The 16,033-nt window shown below is 72.2% G+C and carries 12 protein-coding genes, 1 tRNA gene, 1 other RNA gene and 1 pseudogene; 14 read left to right on the top strand and 1 reads right to left on the bottom strand.

Features of this window, described 5'->3' with window-relative positions; translation table 11 throughout:
* The first annotated feature begins 10 nt into the window (after positions 1-10).
* Positions 11-838: a TIM barrel protein gene (locus ACR5MH_RS09860; protein ID WP_431347049.1), complete on the top strand. Its 828-nt coding sequence runs from the start codon at positions 11-13 to the stop codon at positions 836-838.
* Between the two features lie 285 nt (positions 839-1,123).
* On the opposite strand, the gene ACR5MH_RS09855 is transcribed toward ACR5MH_RS09860, so the two are convergent.
* A tRNA-Ser gene (locus ACR5MH_RS09855) sits at positions 1,124-1,211 on the bottom strand.
* 100 nt (positions 1,212-1,311) lie between these two features.
* On the opposite strand from ACR5MH_RS09855, the gene ffs reads away from it, so the two are divergent.
* The 13 genes and pseudogenes from ffs (at position 1,312) to ACR5MH_RS09790 (ending at position 15,989) form a co-directional block, all read left to right on the top strand.
* Positions 1,312-1,408, top strand: an RNA gene (ffs, locus tag ACR5MH_RS09850) — signal recognition particle sRNA small type.
* Between the two features lie 118 nt (positions 1,409-1,526).
* Positions 1,527-2,981, top strand: a complete 1,455-nt coding sequence (locus tag ACR5MH_RS09845) for a DUF1254 domain-containing protein (protein ID WP_431347048.1) — start codon at positions 1,527-1,529, stop codon at positions 2,979-2,981.
* 2 nt (positions 2,982-2,983) lie between these two features.
* Positions 2,984-4,273 (top strand): phosphotransacetylase family protein, encoded by a 1,290-nt coding sequence (locus ACR5MH_RS09840; RefSeq protein WP_433862545.1) that lies wholly within the window; start codon positions 2,984-2,986, stop codon positions 4,271-4,273.
* Positions 4,228-5,121: a phosphate acetyltransferase gene (pta, locus tag ACR5MH_RS09835; RefSeq protein ID WP_433862636.1), complete on the top strand. Its 894-nt coding sequence runs from the start codon at positions 4,228-4,230 to the stop codon at positions 5,119-5,121. The genes ACR5MH_RS09840 and pta overlap by 46 nt, the downstream gene beginning before the upstream one ends.
* The gene (locus ACR5MH_RS09830) at positions 5,118-6,311 is read left to right on the top strand and encodes an acetate/propionate family kinase (RefSeq protein ID WP_431347047.1); all 1,194 of its coding nucleotides are present in this window, start codon (positions 5,118-5,120) and stop codon (positions 6,309-6,311) included. Before pta ends, ACR5MH_RS09830 begins: the two co-directional genes overlap by 4 nt.
* 15 nt (positions 6,312-6,326) lie before the next feature.
* Positions 6,327-7,691, top strand: a complete 1,365-nt coding sequence (locus ACR5MH_RS09825; protein WP_431347046.1) for an acyl-CoA thioesterase/BAAT N-terminal domain-containing protein — start codon at positions 6,327-6,329, stop codon at positions 7,689-7,691.
* The gene (locus ACR5MH_RS09820; RefSeq protein ID WP_431347045.1) at positions 7,688-8,986 is read left to right on the top strand and encodes an acyl-CoA thioesterase/BAAT N-terminal domain-containing protein; all 1,299 of its coding nucleotides are present in this window, start codon (positions 7,688-7,690) and stop codon (positions 8,984-8,986) included. Before ACR5MH_RS09825 ends, ACR5MH_RS09820 begins: the two co-directional genes overlap by 4 nt.
* Positions 8,983-9,720, top strand: coding sequence for an acyl-CoA thioesterase/BAAT N-terminal domain-containing protein (locus ACR5MH_RS09815; protein WP_433862544.1), 738 nt, complete (start codon positions 8,983-8,985; stop codon positions 9,718-9,720). The genes ACR5MH_RS09820 and ACR5MH_RS09815 overlap by 4 nt, the downstream gene beginning before the upstream one ends.
* Positions 9,603-10,253, top strand: coding sequence for an alpha/beta hydrolase family protein (locus ACR5MH_RS09810; RefSeq protein ID WP_433862543.1), 651 nt, complete (start codon positions 9,603-9,605; stop codon positions 10,251-10,253). The genes ACR5MH_RS09815 and ACR5MH_RS09810 overlap by 118 nt, the downstream gene beginning before the upstream one ends.
* A 92-nt stretch (positions 10,254-10,345) precedes the next feature.
* A complete protein-coding gene (locus ACR5MH_RS09805; protein WP_433862542.1) occupies positions 10,346-12,835 on the top strand; it encodes a DNA polymerase III subunit gamma and tau in 2,490 nt (829 codons plus the stop codon).
* A gap of 4 nt (positions 12,836-12,839) precedes the next feature.
* A pseudogene (recR, locus tag ACR5MH_RS09800) lies at positions 12,840-13,435 on the top strand (recombination mediator RecR).
* Between the two features lie 96 nt (positions 13,436-13,531).
* Positions 13,532-14,818: an aspartate kinase gene (locus tag ACR5MH_RS09795; RefSeq protein WP_431349379.1), complete on the top strand. Its 1,287-nt coding sequence runs from the start codon at positions 13,532-13,534 to the stop codon at positions 14,816-14,818.
* 97 nt (positions 14,819-14,915) lie between these two features.
* Entirely contained in the window at positions 14,916-15,989 is a 1,074-nt protein-coding gene (locus ACR5MH_RS09790; RefSeq protein WP_431347043.1) for an aspartate-semialdehyde dehydrogenase, read from the top strand.
* The last annotated feature ends 44 nt before the right edge of the window (positions 15,990-16,033 follow it).

The raw sequence follows: 16,033 nt of genomic DNA, 5'->3' as shown, positions 1-16,033 counted from the left end.
AGGGCCCCACATGAGTAGCATCGCAGCCAATCTGGAATGGCTCTTCGCCGAGGCAGGGGAGACCGCTCCCGACCGTATCCGCGCAGCAGCAGCGCACGGGATTGACGCAGTCGAGATCTGGGGCTGGCGCGATAAGGACCCAGTCGCGATCCAGACGGCTCTGGAAGACACCGGTGTCACGTTGCTGTCGCTCGTGGTCGACCCGCAGTTGCAGATCACCGACCCGACGACGCACGACGAGTACCTGTCCGGTGTCCGCGACTCGCTGGTCGTCGCGCACATGCTCGGGGCGCCGAACCTCGTCGTCTCCGCGGGGAATGAACGCATTGGAATTCCGCGTGAGGAGCAGCGAGCCGCGGTCGTCGCCGTGCTCCGAGCCGCCGCCCGACTCGCCGCTGAGGCAGGCATCGTACTTCTGCTCGAACCGCTGAACTCCAAGGTGGACCACGTCGGCACGTTCCTCTCGTCCACGCGGGAGGGGCTGGACATCGTCAAAGAGGTCGGCTTCGGCAACATGCGTCTGCTGCTGGACGCCTACCACGCGCTGATGATGGACGAGGACCTTGCAGAGGTGATCGGTGGCGACGTCGAGTTCGTCGGCCACGTGCAGATCGCCGACGCCCCTGGCCGCCATGAGCCAGGCACCGGCACGATCGACTGGGACATGCAACTGCGGACCCTCCGGCGCCTCGGCTACACGGGGTACTGGGGCATGGAGTACGTCCCGTCGGCGGACACTGTTGCCTCGCTCGTCGCCGTCGAGCAGATCTCGAAAGCAGTGGAAAAGGACATGGCCTCTTCACGACGATCGGGAGCCGCATTGCAGCGGGGAGACTGAACCTTTGGGCGAGGATCAGGAGCGTGTTGTTCAGGTCAGAAAACCGCCCCGGGGACCGTCCTACGGGAGCAGTTCCGTGGGTTCAAGAAACACGTTGGCCACGAGCGCACACTGCTCAACCCCGTCACATCACCCAGGGAACTCTGGCGTGGAGCCGCCTACAGCGGCGCTGAACTGGAGCGTCTTGTTTGTCGTTCCGCCGGCCGATCCAGCTGAACAAAAGCCAAAGGCCCCGACTTCCGCGTGATCATGCGGATCTCGGGGGCCTTCGTCATCTAAGGAAAATGGCGGAGAATGGGGGATTCGAACCCCCGAGGGCTTGCACCCAACACGCTTTCCAAGCGTGCGCCATAGGCCACTAGGCGAATTCTCCTGGGTCGCCATCACCCCTGCGGGCGACGGCTCACAATATCTTAGCGGACGCCGGAGGCGCCGATGTTCACGGCCTCCCAGGTCCACCCGCTACACTGGTTCGCGGCTCCCCACGTGGCGCCATCCAGGCCAACTCCCCCAGGGCGGAAACGCAGCAAGGGTAACCGGGCTCTGGCGGGTGCGTGGGGGGTCTTTTTCGTGTTCAGGCACCCATCGCACGTGCCGCGTAGAGTGTGGGCAGCACAGCAGCTGATCACCATCCTCCAGATTGTTCTACGCTTTGTAGAATGACACTCCGACGAGTCGAGGTGCGCGTATGACCGAGCAGGAATCTGTCGAGCACGGGATCGCCGAGCTCGCATCCGAGGCGTTCGTGGTCGGGTTCCCGCTCGCGTTCGATCTGGAGCAGGTGGGGCGGTTCACCCACGAAGGGCTCGGTGCGGTGCCGCCGACGCCGTTCAACACGTTCGGGCACGCGCGCACGCTGGCCGGCCCGGAGACGACGTTCGTCTCGGTCAACAACGACACCCTGTACTCGATCGCGCAGCTCGACCTGAGCGTCGGGCCGGTCCGACTCACCGTCCCGGCGGTCCCCGACCGGTACTACGTGCTCCAGTTCGTGGACGCCTGGACCAACAACTTCGCCTACGTCGGCACCCGGGCGACCGGCTCGGCGGCGGGTGAGTTCCTGCTGGTCGCGCCCGGCTGGGAGGGCGAAGGCCCGGATGACGGCACGGTGATCCGTTTCCCGACCCGGGTCGGCACGATCGTCGGCCGCTGGGCGGTCGCAGGGGAGGAGGACCTCCCCGCCGTGCACGCGCTCCAGGACGCCACCGCGCTCACCCCGACGCGGGAGACGTTCGCGCCGGCCGGCATCCCGGACGTTGCGGCCGGCCCGACGGAGGCGCTGACGTTCTTCGAGCGGATGCGGGTGTGGTCGCAGGAGTTCCCGCCGGCCGACCACGACCGGGACGCGCTGGCGACGTACGAAGCCATCGGCCTCACCGGCTCGACGCCGATCGCCGAGCTTCCGCGGGAGGTCCGGGACGCGCTCGAGGAGGGGTACGCCGTGGGCAAGCAGGCGCTCGAGTCGTCGCTGCACACGTCCGTGCCGACGACCGACGGCTGGCAGGTGAACCTCCACGTCTTCGACTACAACACCGACTTCTTCGAGGTCGGCGCGCTCGACGGGCGCGCCTGGCAGCTCACCGACCCGACCACGCGGTACGCCCGCCGGGCCGGCGCCGCGCTCGGCGGCCTGTGGGGCAACCACGGGTACGAGGCCGCCTACTTCCCGACCTACGTGGACGCCGCCGGCGAACAGCTCAGCGGCGCGCACGCGTACCGGCTGCGCCTGAGCCCGACCCCGCCGGTGCACGCGTTCTGGTCGCTGACCATGTACGATCTCCCGCATTTCTTCCTGGTGGCGAACCCGATCGGACGGTACTCGATCGGCGACCGCACGCCGGGGATCGTCTACGACGACGACGGCGGCCTGACCATCACGATCAGCGCGACCCGTCCGGCCGACGCGAAGGCCGCCGCCAACTGGCTGCCCGCGCCCGAGGGCGAGTTCCGCCCGCTGCTGCGGCTGTACGCGCCGGGGGCCGCGGTCCTCGACGGCACCTACCGCCTCGCGCCGATCGAGCGCACAGACAGCAGCGGCACAGACAGCAGCGGCACAGACAGCACCGACACAGACAGCACAGACATCGGCGCTCCCGACACCGGCACCGGCACAGACCGCAACCCAGACGAGGAGACCCGCTGAAAGTGGCCCGTTCGCTCTACATCACCTCCGCGGAAGGACACACCGGCAAGTCGACGGTGGCGCTCGGAGTCCTGGAGTCGCTGCGGCACTCCGTCGAGCGCGTCGGCGTGTTCCGGCCGATCGCGCGCTCCGTCGTCGAACGGGACTACGTGCTCGAGCTGCTGCTCGACCGGGTGGCCACCGACCTGAGCTACGAGGAGGCGATCGGCGTCACCTACGACGACGTGCACGCCGACGCGGACGCGGCGCTCGGCGAGATCGTCCGGCGCTTCCGGGAGGTGGAGGCACGCAGTGACGCGGTCGTCATCCTCGGCTCCGACTACACCGACGTGGGCAGCCCGACCGAGCTCGGCTACAACGCGCGCATCGCCGCGAACCTGGGCGCGCCCGTCCTCCTGGTGCTGGGCGGCCGGATCGGCCAGGGCTTCGGCGAGCGGCTGGGCCAGGCCGAGCCGCGCTCGCCGGAAGAGCTCCGCCAGCTCGCGGAGCTGGCCCTCGCCGAGCTGCGTCAGGAGCACGCCGGTGTCGTGGCGGTCATCGCGAACCGGGCGGATGTCGACCGGCTCGACGCGATCGTGGCGGCCGTCAGCAGCGCAGTGGAGGCAGCGGGCCCCGCCGTCGCGTCCGGCCCCGACCTCCCGCCGGTGTGGGCGATCCCGGAGGACCTCTTCCTGGTCGCCCCGAGCATCCGCTCCATCATGGAGGTCACCGGCGGCGAACTGATCGCGGGCGACGAGGCCCTGCTGGCGCGCGAGGCGCTCGGCGTGGTCGTCGGCGGCATGTCGATGAACAACGTGCTGCCGCGGCTCGTGGAGGGCTCGGTGGTCGTCGTCCCCGGCGACCGCACCGAGGTGCTGCTCGCCGTGCTGATGGCCAACGCGTCCGGCACGTTCCCGTCCATCGCGGGCATCGTCCTGAACGGCGGCTTCGACCTCCCGGAGCCCATCGAGCGACTGCTCGGCGGCCTCCGCTCGCCGTTGCCGATCGTGCGCACCGGCCTGGACACCTACGACACCGTCGTGCGCATCACGCACGCGCGCGGCCGGCTCGCCGCCGACTCGCAGCGCAAGTACGACACCGCGCTCGGGCTGTTCGAGCGGCACGTGGACGCGGAGCGGCTGCTCGGCCTCCTCGACGTCTCCCGGCACGCGGTGGTCACGCCGCTGATGTTCGAGTACGACCTCATCGAGCGCGCCCGCGCCGCGGACAAGCACATCGTGCTGCCGGAGGGGAGGACGACCGCGTCCTGCGCGCCGCCGCCACGCTGCTGGCCCGCGGCGTCGCGCGCCTGACCATCCTCGGCGAGCCGTTCGAGGTGCGGTCGCGCGCGATCGAGCTCGGTGTGGACATCGGCAAGGCGGAGGTGCTCAGTCCGTTCGACGACGTGCTGCGGCTGCGCTTCGCGCACGAGTACGCGAAGCTCCGGGCGCACAAAGGCATCACCGTCGATCAGGCCGCCGACACCGTCACCGACGCCTCCTACTTCGGCACGATGATGGTGCACCTCGGCCTCGCCGACGGGATGGTGTCGGGCGCGGCGCACACGACGGCGCACACGATCCGGCCGGCGTTCGAGATCATCAAGACGACGCCGGGGGTGTCCGTGGTGTCGAGCGTGTTCCTGATGGCGCTGGCCGACCGCGTGCTGGTCTACGGCGACTGCGCCGTGGTGCCGGACCCGACGGCCGAGCAGCTCGCCGACATCGCGGTGTCGTCGGCGCGCACGGCCGCGCAGTTCGGCATCGAACCGCGCGTGGCGATGCTGTCGTACTCCACCGGCGACTCCGGGGCGGGCGCCGACGTGGACAAGGTCCGCACCGCGACGGAGCTCGTTCGGGAGCGCGCACCACAGCTCGCGGTCGAGGGTCCCATCCAGTACGACGCGGCGGCGGACGCGGCGGTCGCGGCGGCGAAGATGCCCGGCTCGCAGGTCGCCGGCCGAGCGACGGTGTTCATCTTCCCCGACCTCAACACCGGCAACAACACCTACAAGGCGGTGCAGCGCAGCGCGGGAGCGGTCGCGATCGGGCCCGTCCTCCAAGGCCTCCGCAAGCCGATCAACGACCTGTCGCGCGGCGCCAGCGTCGAGGACATCGTGGACACCGTGGCGATCACCGCGATCCAGGCGGCGCTGTCATGAGCGTGGTGCTGGTGGTCAACAGCGGCTCGTCGTCGCTCAAGTACCAGCTCATCGACGCCGAGAGCGACGACGCGCTGGCCTCCGGGCTCGTCGAGCGGATCGGGGAGTCTTCCGGTCACATCCGGCACGCGGGTCCAGACGGCACCTGGGAGAGCACGCTCGCGATCCCGGACCACACCGCCGCGTTCCGGGTGATGCTCGACGCGTTCGCCGCCGAGGGGCCGAACCTGGACGAGAACCCGCTCGCAGCAGTCGGGCACCGCGTCGTGCACGGCGGCAAGCGGTTCTTCGAGCCGACGATCGTCACCGACCTGGTGGAGATCAACATCGAGGACCTCTCCGACCTCGCGCCGCTGCACAACCCGGCGAACCTCCAGGGCATCCGCGCGGCGAAGAAGGCCTTCCCCGACGTGGAGCACGTGGCGGTCTTCGACACGGCCTTCCACCAGACGCTCGCGCCGGAGGCCTACACCTACGCGATCGACGCCGCGCTCGCCGACCGGCACCGCGTCCGCCGGTACGGCTTCCACGGCACTTCGCACAGGTACGTGTCGCGCGCGGCGGCGGAGTTCCTCGGCCGGCCGCTCGGCGAACTGAAGCAGATCGTCCTCCACCTCGGCAATGGCGCGTCGGTCTGCGCTGTCGACGCCGGCCGCTCGGTCGACACCTCGATGGGGATGACACCGCTGGAGGGGCTCGTCATGGGCACCCGGTCCGGCGACCTCGACCCGGCGGTGCTGCTGCACCTGGCCCGCCGCGCGGGACTCGGCATCGACGACCTCGACGAGCTGCTCAACCGGCGCAGCGGCCTGCTCGGGCTCTCCGGCCACGGCGACATGCGGGATGTCCGCCACGCCGCCGAGTCGGGCGATGCCGCCGCGCGTCTCGCGCTCGACACCACCGTCCACCGGCTCAAGCACTATATCGGCGCCTACACGGCGGAGCTCGGCGGCCTCGACGTACTGACCTTCACCGCCGGCGTCGGCGAGAACGACGCGCGGCTGCGCGCCGAGGTGTGCGCGGGCCTGGAGGTGCTCGGCATCCGGCTCGACCCCGAGCGCAACGCGAGCCCGTCCCACGACGCGCGGTTGATTTCCACGGACGACTCGCGGGTCGCCGTGCTGGTCGTGCCGACCGACGAGGAGCTGGAGATCGCCCGCCAGTCGCTGCAGGCGGTGGGTGCGGGCTGAGCGGGCGGGTGCACGATGCGGCGGCGCGGCGACGGAGCGGGGCGGGACGGCAGGACCACCCGGAGGGCCGGGCTGCGGCCCGCGCTGGCCGCCTCGGCCGCCGCGGTGCTCGTCGCCGGTGTCGCGCTGACCGGATGCGCCTCTGACGGCGACCAGGTCGGTCCGCGGTTCATCACGCCGCCGCTGATCCGGTACAGCTCGGTGCTGTGGCCGGTCCCGCTGGAGCTGATCGACGCCGAGCCGGGGACCCGCGTGCGCATCTCAGCGTCCCTGGACTCCTCCCGCGGCGCCTGGACGTCGGCCGCCAGTTACGACGTCGGCAGCGACGGGACGGTCGACCTCGCGCACGACAAGCCGCTGTTCGCGCCGTTCACGGAGCCGGACTCGGCCGGCCTGTTCTGGTCGCTGCGCGGCCCGACGCTCGGCCCCGTCGACCTCGCCCGGCAGTGGATGTACGACACGAACCCGGTCACGCTGACCGCCAGCGACGGCGACCGCGTCGTCGCCCGGCGCACCTTCCGGCTGCAGGGACTGGGCGGCACCCTCCACGAGCGCACCGTGTACACGCACGACCTCGCGCCGTCCGGGGCGGGCGGCGCGCTCCCGCCGCATGAGACGCACGAGGACGGGCCGATCGGCCGGTTCTACGACGCGTCGTCCCTCGAGCGGCCGACCGGGCCGGCGGTGCTGATGTTCGACGACCCGACCCCGGGAGCCTCGTCCGACTTCACGGCGGCACTGCTGTCGCAGTTCGGCGCCTCGGTGTTCGTCGTCCCGATGACCTCGGCGGACGGCGTGCACCTGTCCACGGTGACGGACGCCGGGACGCTCTCGGCGATCCTGGACTGGCTGGACGGGCTCGCCTCCGTCGACGCCCGCCATGTCTTCGTCTACGGCACCGGCGCGTCGGAGCAGCTCGCGATCTGGGCGGCCACCCGGTTCCCGACCCGGCTGCACGGGCTGTTCGCCGGTGCAGGGCCCGCGGAGCTGCTCTGCCTCGCGGGGTCGAGCGCGTCGCCGGTCTTCGAGGGCAGCGTCGGCGTGCCGTGCGAGCGCAGCCCGGGCATCGGGACCACCGCCGCCCCGCCGCTGAGCGGCGTGAACGGGCCGGTCGTGCTGACCTGCGGCCAGGTCGACGATGTGTTCCCGGGGGCGTGCGCCGTGCAGCAGGAGCTCACCGCCACCCGGACGCCGCGCGCGGGCGACAAGCTGCTCGTGGGCCTCGGCGCGGGGCACGCGGTCACGGTGCCGCCCGGCCTCCCCATCGCGCTGCCGGCGCCGGGCGACAGGTCGGGCGCCGACGGCCAGGCGACGGAGCAGGCGCGGATCGCCTTCTGGAACGCGGTCGGGCAGCTGCTGCTGCGGGCGGTGCTGTCGTGAGCGGCCGGTTGCGCGCGCTCGCCGCCGCGGCTGCGATCGTCGCGGTCGCGGCCCTCACCGGCTGCGTCGCCCCGGCCGGCGGAGCCCGCATCGTCGTCGCGCGCTTCGGAAACGCCACCGCAGATCCGGTGGTCGTCTCGCTCACCGGTCTGACGCCGGGGGAGGATGTCGTCCTCCGCGCCACCGCGACCACCACGGCGGGGACGTGGGCCTCCCGAGCCCTCTACGCCGTGCCGCCCAGCGGACGGGTCGACCTCTCCTCCCAGCAGCCGATCATCGCCCCCTACGTGCGGCCCGCCGCCGCCGCGCCGTTCTGGAGCATGTCCGGCCCCTCCCTCAGCCAGTCGCAGCTCGAACACGCCTGGGCCGAGGGTCCGGTGCAGGTCGAGCTCACCGCCGAGCAGGAGGGTGCGCGGGTCGCGGTCGCCGAGGTACCGCGAACGCCGCTGGCCGCCCAGAGCGTCGAACGCGCCGTGACGGTGGACGCCCTCGCCCGGGCGGCCGCCCCCGCAGGCGCCGCGCTCTCCGTCGACGAGCGCCAGGCGTTGCGCGCGGGCACCCTGTTCACCCCGCTGCCGACGCTCGTGCACCCGCGGCCCGGCGTCGTCCTGATCGACGGCGACGGCGACGCCGCGTCCGCGGCCTTCGCCGCGCGCCGCATCGCCGCGATCGGCTTCCCCGTGCTCGTGCTGCCCGCCTTCGGGCCGGAGGGGCAGATCCCCGGCTCTGCCGCCCTCTCGGTGGAGGCCTTCGACGCCGCGCGCGCCTGGCTCGCGCGGGATCCGGGCGTGGACCCCGACCGCATCGTCGTCTACGGCACCGGCCGCGCCGCCCCGCTCGCGCTCTGGTTCGCGGCCGGCGAGCCGCAGACGGTGTACGGCGCCATCGCCGCGAGCGGGCCGACCGCCGAGCTGTGCGCATCGTCGTCCGGCGCCCCCATTCTGCTGAGCGAGGGCCGACCCGTGCCGTGCGTGAGCGCGAACCGACGGATCGCGGACACGCCCATCCTGCCGTTGAACCGCATCCCGGGGCCGCTCCTCCTCGCCTGCGGCACGGCAGACGAACTGCTCCCGAGCGCGTGCGACTGGACCCGCGCGGGGGCCGAGGAACGCGGCGCGCGGGCGGTGGGGGAGACCCTGATCGCCCCGGGCGCGGCGCACGAGCTGAGCGCGCCGCCGATGCTGCCGATCGGACTCGACGGCCTCCCGCCGGCCACGGCGCAGGCGACGGAGGACGCCAGGGTGGCATTCTGGTCGCGGGTGACCGCGCTGCTGGAAGGAGCCATCGGACCGTGAAGCCCGCCGGAAGGACCCGCTCCGCCGCGCGCCGCGTGCTCGCGGCGTTGGCCGGCGTCGCGCTCGCGGCGGTCGCGTTGGCGGGCTGCGGCGCCCAGCAGGGGGCGGCGGGCCCGCGCTTCGCACTGAGCGCCGACCCGAGCCCGGTGTGGCAGCCGGTCGGCATCCAGGTGCTCGCGCTGCCGCCCGGCCAGGAGGTGACCATCCGCGCGTCGCTGATCCCCGGCGGCCTGTGGTCGTCGCAGGCGGTCTACGCCGTCCCCGCGGACGGCGTGGTCGACCTCGCGCGGGACGTCCCGCTGGAGGCGCCGTTCACCGGGGCGGACGGGATGGGGCTGTTCTGGACCATGCGCAGCAGCACCGGGGAGGCGGCGACCTCCGACGTGACCTGGGGCGGCTCGTCCTTCTCGGTCGACCTCCAGGCCTCCGTCGCCGGGCGCCGGGTCGCCGAGACGCGGGTGCAGCGCACCGGGCTGTCCGTGGCGGCGCCGTCGCGGGCGGTGTTCGACGACGGCATCACCGGCGACTACTTCCAGCCGACGAGCGCGGTGGAGGGCGTGCGGCCGGGGATCGTCGTGTTCGACGGCACCGATCCGGGGAGCCGACCGGTGTGCTCGTGTCGGCGACGCTGGCGGCCTTCGGTTTCCCGACGCTCGACCTCTCCACCTACGGCTCGGCCGGGCAGCTCGGCCCGCTGCGCAGCCTCCCCGCCGAGCGGTTCCTCTCGGCAGTGAGCTGGCTCCGCGCGCAGCCCGGCGTCGACGACCAGCGCATCTTCACCTTCGGGGCCTCGCGCGTCGCGCAGCTCGCGCTCTGGGCGGCCTCCGCCTACCCGGGCACCGTCTACGGCGCGATCGCGCCGGGAGGCACCACGGGGCTGATCTGCCCGTCGCCGGTGCCGAGCCCGGCCGTCACCGTCGGTGGAGCCTGGGTGCCGTGCACGACGGGCACCCACGACCCGGCGCCCGCGGCGGTGCTGGACGTCCAGCGCATTCCCGGGCCGGTCGTGCTCGGCTGCGCCGGCAGCGACGAGGAGCTCGCGAACGGCTGCGCATGGCTGGACGCCGCGGCGCTCAAGCGGCCGCTCCGGGAGGGCGACGCGTACCTGAAGGCGCCCGACGCGACGCACCTGTTCTACCTGCCGCCGTACACGCCGCTGCTGCTCCCTCCGGCCCCCGCGGCGCAACCCACGGAGCGGGCGAGGGAGGCCCTCTGGGCGGACATCCTGGCCGCGCTGACGGCTCCGTCGTCGGTGCCGGGGCACTGATTCCGGGCGGCGCGCGGGCGCTGCCGAGCGCGGTCGCTCCGGAGTCTTCGCCGCACGGCCGGATTGTCGGCGGCGGCAAGTAGCATGTGTGGGTGGTAACCGCTCTGTATCGCCGCTATCGGCCCGACACCTTCGCCGAGATGATCGGCCAATCGCAGGTGACCGAGCCGCTGATGACGGCGCTGCGCACCAACCGGGTGAACCACGCCTATCTGTTCTCCGGGCCGCGCGGCTGCGGCAAGACCACGTCGGCCCGCATCCTCGCGCGCTGCCTCAACTGCGCCGAGGGGCCCACCGACACTCCGTGCGGAAAGTGCGAGAGCTGTGTCGAGCTGAGCCGTGACGGCTCCGGGTCGCTCGACGTCGTCGAGATCGACGCCGCCAGCCACAACGGCGTGGACGACGCGCGCGACATCCGCGAGCGCGCCATCTTCGCCCCCGCGCGTGATCGCTACAAGATCTTCATCCTCGACGAGGCGCACATGGTCACGCCGCAGGGCTTCAACGCCCTGCTGAAGATCGTGGAGGAGCCGCCGGAGCACGTGAAGTTCATCTTCGCGACCACGGAGCCCGAGAAGGTCATCGGCACCATCCGCTCGCGCACCCACCACTACCCGTTCCGGCTCGTCCCGCCCGCGCAGATGCTGGAGTACGTCCAGCAGCTCTGCGACAGCGAGGGGATGACGGTCGCTCCGGGCGTGCTCCCGCTCGTGGTGCGCGCCGGAGGCGGCTCGCCGCGTGACACGCTGTCCCTGCTCGACCAGCTGATGGCCGGCTCGGAGGGCAGCAGCATCGAGTACGAGCGCGCGGTCGCCCTGCTCGGTTACACGCACGCCGCACTGCTGGACGAGGTCATCGACGCGATCGCCGCGCGCGACGCGGCCGGAGCGTTCGCGGCGGTCGACCGTGTCATCCAGACCGGCCAGGACCCGCGGCGTTTCGTGGACGACCTCCTGGAGCGGCTGCGCGACCTGATCGTGGTCGCCGCGACGAGCGTCGACGGCGCCTCCGCGGTGCTGCGCGGCGTGCCGCAGGACGAGCTCGACCGGATGGGCGTGCAGGCGATGAAGTTCGGCGCCGCCGAGCTCAGCAGGTCCGCGGACATCGTGAACGCCGCACTCACCGAGATGACCGGCGCGACGTCGCCGCGCCTGCACCTGGAGCTGATGATCGCGCGCGTGCTGGTGCCGTCGAGCGACGACAGCGAGCGCGGGGCGCTGGCACGCGTGGAGCGCCTGGAACGGCGGGTCGGCGTGAGCGACGCCGGTGGGGCGCGGGAGGCTGCTGCGCCGGTAGCCGCTGCTGCGCCGGTGCCCGCTGCTGCGCCGGTGGCCGCTGCTGCGCCTGCGCCGGTGGCCGCGCCCGTTCCCGCCCCGACTGCTTCGGCACCGGCTGCTTCGGCACCGACTGCTTCGGCACCGGCTGCTTCGGCGCCGGCCGCTGCTCCCGTGTCGACGCCGGCCGCGGCGGAGACCGCAGAGCCCCCCGCGAAGGCCGCAAAGCAGGCTCCCGCACCCGCGGCTCCCGAGCCCGCCGCCGCTCCCGCTGCGCCCGCCGCCGTGGGCGCGGTGAGCACGCAGCAGGTCAAGGACTCCTGGCCGCAGATCCTCGATGCCGTGCAGCGCGCCAAGCGCAGTGCGTGGATGGTGGTGTTCACCGCACAGGTCCGGTCGCTGAACGGTGACGTGCTGACGCTGTCGTTCCCGAGCGACAACGATGTGCAGAGCTTCCGCCAGCCGCAGTCGCAGGGCGGTCAGGGCGTGAGCGAGTACCTGCGTCAGGCGATCATCGACATCCTCGGCATCCGGGTCAAGTTCATCGCGCGCGCCGACGCCGCCCCGTCCGGCGGGGACCCGGCCCGGCCGTCCGCGGGCGCGCCCCCGGCTCCCGAGGCGCCGACCTGGCCCGGAGCCGACGGGGACGGGACGGCTGCCGCACGTCCCGCGTCGCCCGCCTCCACCTCCCGGCCGGCCGGCGGTGCACCGTCCGCGTCGTCCGCCGCTCCGGCGTCGTCCGCCGCTCCGGCGTCGTCCGCCACTCCGTCGTCGTCGGCCTCGGTCACCGAGTGGGCGACCGTCGCGATCCCGTCGTCCGCGCCCGCCGCTGTGGCCACGCTGGAGCGACCTCAGGCCCCCGCGGCGCGTGTCGCCGCCGCCCCTGCTCCGGCGGCGACTACCGCCGCGCTGCCCGACGACCTTCCGCCGGACGACGTCGAGCCGCCCGAGGAGATCGAGCCGCCGTACGAGTCCGCCGTCCCCGAGGAGCCGGCGGGCGACTGGTCCGCCGCGCCGACGGAGCCGGCCGCCGAGTCCGCGCGCCCGGCCCGCGCCGCCGCGCCGGAGCGCACCGCTCCCCAGAGCCAGGCCTCTCAGCGTCCCTCCGACCGTCCGGCCGCCGAGCGTCCGACTCCCGAGCGTCCTGGCCCCGAGCGTCCTGGCCCCGAGCGCTCCGCCCCCGCCTCCGGTGCCCGCACGCCCACCTTCCAGGCGCCGCAGCGCTACGGTGAGGCGGTCGTCCGCGAGATCCTCGGCGCGCGCTTCCTGGAGGAGCAGCCCGCCCCTCCCATGAACGGCATGAGGTAACGGCGTGTACGAGGGCATCGTCCAAGAGCTGATCGACGAGCTCGGCCGCCTTCCCGGCATCGGGCCGAAGTCGGCGCAGCGCATCGCTTTCCACATCCTGCAGACCGAGAGCTTCGACGTCACCCGGCTGGCCGAGGTGCTGCTCGAGGTGCGCGACAAGGTGCGGTTCTGCGAGATCTGCGGAAACGTGTCCGAGCAGGTGACCTGCTCGATCTGCCGCGATCCGCGCCGGTCGCCCGACACCATCTGCGTGGTCGAGGAGGCCAAGGACGTCGTCGCCATCGAGCGCACACGCGAGTTCCGCGGCCTCTACCACGTGCTCGGCGGCGCGATCAGCCCGATCGACGGCGTCGGCCCCGACGACCTCCGCATCCGGCAGCTCATGCAGCGCCTCGCCGACGGCACGGTCCAGGAGGTCATCATCGCGACCGACCCGAACCTGGAGGGGAGGCCACAGCCACCTACCTCAGCCGGCTGCTGACCACGCTCGAGATCCGGGTCACCCGGCTCGCCTCCGGCCTCCCGGTCGGCGGCGACCTCGAGTACGCCGACGAGGTCACCCTCGGCCGTGCCTTCGAGGGCCGCCGCCAGGTCTCCTGACCGCGACACCCGCGGCCCCTCGGCGTTACGTCACATGGCCGGGAGGGCATATCTCCGGCCGGTAGAATGGGTGCTTCCGTGAGTTCTGGAGTGCCTGTGGCCCTGATCGTTCAGAAATACGGCGGCTCGTCCGTCGCCGACGCCGAGAGCATCAAGCGCGTCGCCAAACGCATCGTCGAGACGCGCAAGGCGGGCAACGAGGTCGTCGTCGCCGTCTCCGCGATGGGCGATACCACCGACGAGCTGGTCGACCTGGCCCACGAGGTCACGCCGATCCCCGCACCGCGCGAGCTGGACATGCTGCTCACGGCGGGCGAGCGCATCTCGATGGCGCTGCTCGCGATGTCCATCAAGAGCATGGGCTACGACGCGCGCTCCTTCACGGGCAGCCAGGCCGGCATGATCACCGACGCCCAGCACGGCGCCGCCCGCATCGTGGACGTCACACCCGGCCGCATCAAGGAGGCGCTGGACGAGGGCGCGATCGCGATCGTCGCCGGGTTCCAGGGCTTCAGCCGCGACACCCGCGACATCACGACCCTCGGCCGCGGCGGCTCCGACACCACCGCCGTCGCCCTCGCCGCCGCGCTCAGCGCCGAGGTCTGCGAGATCTACACCGACGTCGACGGCGTGTTCACCTCCGACCCCCGCCAGGTCCCCCTCGCGCGCAAGATCGACCGCATCACCAGCGAAGAGATGCTGGAGCTCGCGGCCGCCGGCGCCAAGGTCCTGCACATCCGCGCGGTCGAGTACGCCCGCCGCCACAACGTGACCCTGCACGTGCGCTCCTCGTTCTCGAACCGGGTGGGCACGTACGTCCTCAACGAAGCAGCAGCGGCCGAAGCCGCGAAGAAGGATGGAACCGTGGAAGAGCCGATCATCTCCGGAGTCGCCACCGATCTGAGCGAGGCGAAGATCACCGTCGTCGGGGTGCCCGACGTCCCCGGCAAGGCGGCGCAGATCTTCAAGATCGTCGCGAAGGCCAACGCCAACGTCGACATGATCGTCCAGAACGTGTCCGCTGCGGCGACCAGCCTCACCGACATCTCGTTCACCCTTCCCAAGTCGGAGGGTCAGCGCGTGCTGACCGCGCTGAGCAGCGAGCGCGACGAGGTCGGCTACCAGGCCCTCCAGTACGACGACCAGATCGGCAAGCTCGCGCTCGTCGGCGCCGGGATGCGCACCAACTCGGGCGTCTCGGCCAAGCTCTTCGAGGCGTTGTACGAGGCCGGTATCAACATCGAGATGATCTCCACCAGCGAGATCCGCATCTCGGTCGTGACCCGCGCCGACACCGTGGCGGAGGCCGCCCGCGTCGTGCACACCGCCTTCGGGCTCGACGGCGACGAGAAGGCGATCGTCTACGCCGGCACCGGCCGCTGAGCCGCATCCGCCGCTGAGCCGCATCCGCCGCTCGCGGGAATGGCAGCCGACGCCATCCCGTTCCCCTCTTCAGACCACGACCTCGAAGGACAACACCATGAGCGAGACCACTCCCGGCCTTGACATCGCCGTCGTCGGCGCCACCGGCCAGGTCGGCGGCGTGATGCGCCAGCTTCTCGAGGAGCGCGAGTTCCCGGTGGCGAGCATCCGCTTCTTCGCCTCATCCCGCTCGGCGGGCACGAAGCTGCCGTTCCGCGGCGAGGAGATCACGGTCGAGGACGTGGAGACCGCCGACGTCTCCGGCATCGACATCGCCCTGTTCTCGGCCGGCGCCACCGGCTCCAAGGCGCACGCGCCTCGATTCGCCGAGGCCGGCGCCATCGTCATCGACAACTCCAGCGGCTGGCGGATGGACCCGGACGTGCCGCTCGTGGTCTCCGAAGTGAACCCGGAGGCGATCGACGACGCGCGCAAGGGCATCATCGCGAACCCCAACTGCACCACGATGGCTGCCATGCCCGTGCTGAAGGTCCTGCACGAGGAGGCCGGCCTCCAGCGGCTCATCGTGAGCACCTACCAGGCCGTCTCCGGCTCCGGCCTCGCGGGCGCCGAGGAGCTGGCCGGCCAGATCCGGACCGCGGTCGCCGACGAGAACCTGCTCCAGCTCGTGCACGACGGTTCGGCTGTGGCCATGCCCGCACCGGTCAAGTACGTCCGCCCGATCGCGTTCGACGTGATCCCGCTGGCGGGGTCGATCGTCGAGGACGGGTTCAACGAGACCGACGAGGAGAAGAAGCTCCGCAACGAGAGCCGGAAGATCCTCGGCCTCCCGGAACTGCTCGTGAGCGGCACCTGCGTGCGCGTGCCGGTGTTCACCGGCCACTCGCTGTCGATCAACGCCGAGTTCGCGTCGCTGCTCAGCCCCGAGCGCGCCACCGAGCTGCTGTCGGACGCCCCCGGCGTGAAGCTCACCGACGTCCCCACCCCGCTGGAGGCCGCCGGCCAGGACCCGAGCTACGTCGGCCGCATCCGCGCGGACGAGGGCGCGCCGGAGGGCCGCGGCATCGCGCTGTTCATCAGCAACGACAACCTCCGCAAGGGCGCCGCGCTCAACGCCGTGCAGATCGCCGAGCTCGTCGCCGAGCGCCTCGCCGACCGCGTCGCCCGCTGACCCTTCGGCGGAGGGATGTCTCGATATCGAGACAGATCCCCGCG

Source organism: Streptomyces sp. L7 (assembly GCF_050990935.1).
In the GTDB taxonomy this organism is placed as follows: Bacteria; Actinomycetota; Actinomycetes; order Actinomycetales; family Microbacteriaceae; genus Leifsonia.
The sequence above is the reverse complement of the archived record's forward strand: the minus strand, read 5'-3'. Positions and strand labels throughout refer to the sequence as shown.

Excerpts from the sequence above, each read along its gene's own strand:
- ACR5MH_RS09845 (WP_431347048.1), top strand. The coding sequence starts at position 1,527 with ATGACCGAGCAGGAATCTGTCGAGCACGGGATCGCCGAGCTCGCATCC.
- ACR5MH_RS09860 (WP_431347049.1), top strand. The coding sequence starts at position 11 with ATGAGTAGCATCGCAGCCAATCTGGAATGGCTCTTCGCCGAGGCAGGG.
- ACR5MH_RS09825 (WP_431347046.1), top strand. The coding sequence starts at position 6,327 with ATGCGGCGGCGCGGCGACGGAGCGGGGCGGGACGGCAGGACCACCCGG.
- ACR5MH_RS09790 (WP_431347043.1), top strand. The coding sequence starts at position 14,916 with ATGAGCGAGACCACTCCCGGCCTTGACATCGCCGTCGTCGGCGCCACC.
- ACR5MH_RS09830 (WP_431347047.1), top strand. The coding sequence starts at position 5,118 with ATGAGCGTGGTGCTGGTGGTCAACAGCGGCTCGTCGTCGCTCAAGTAC.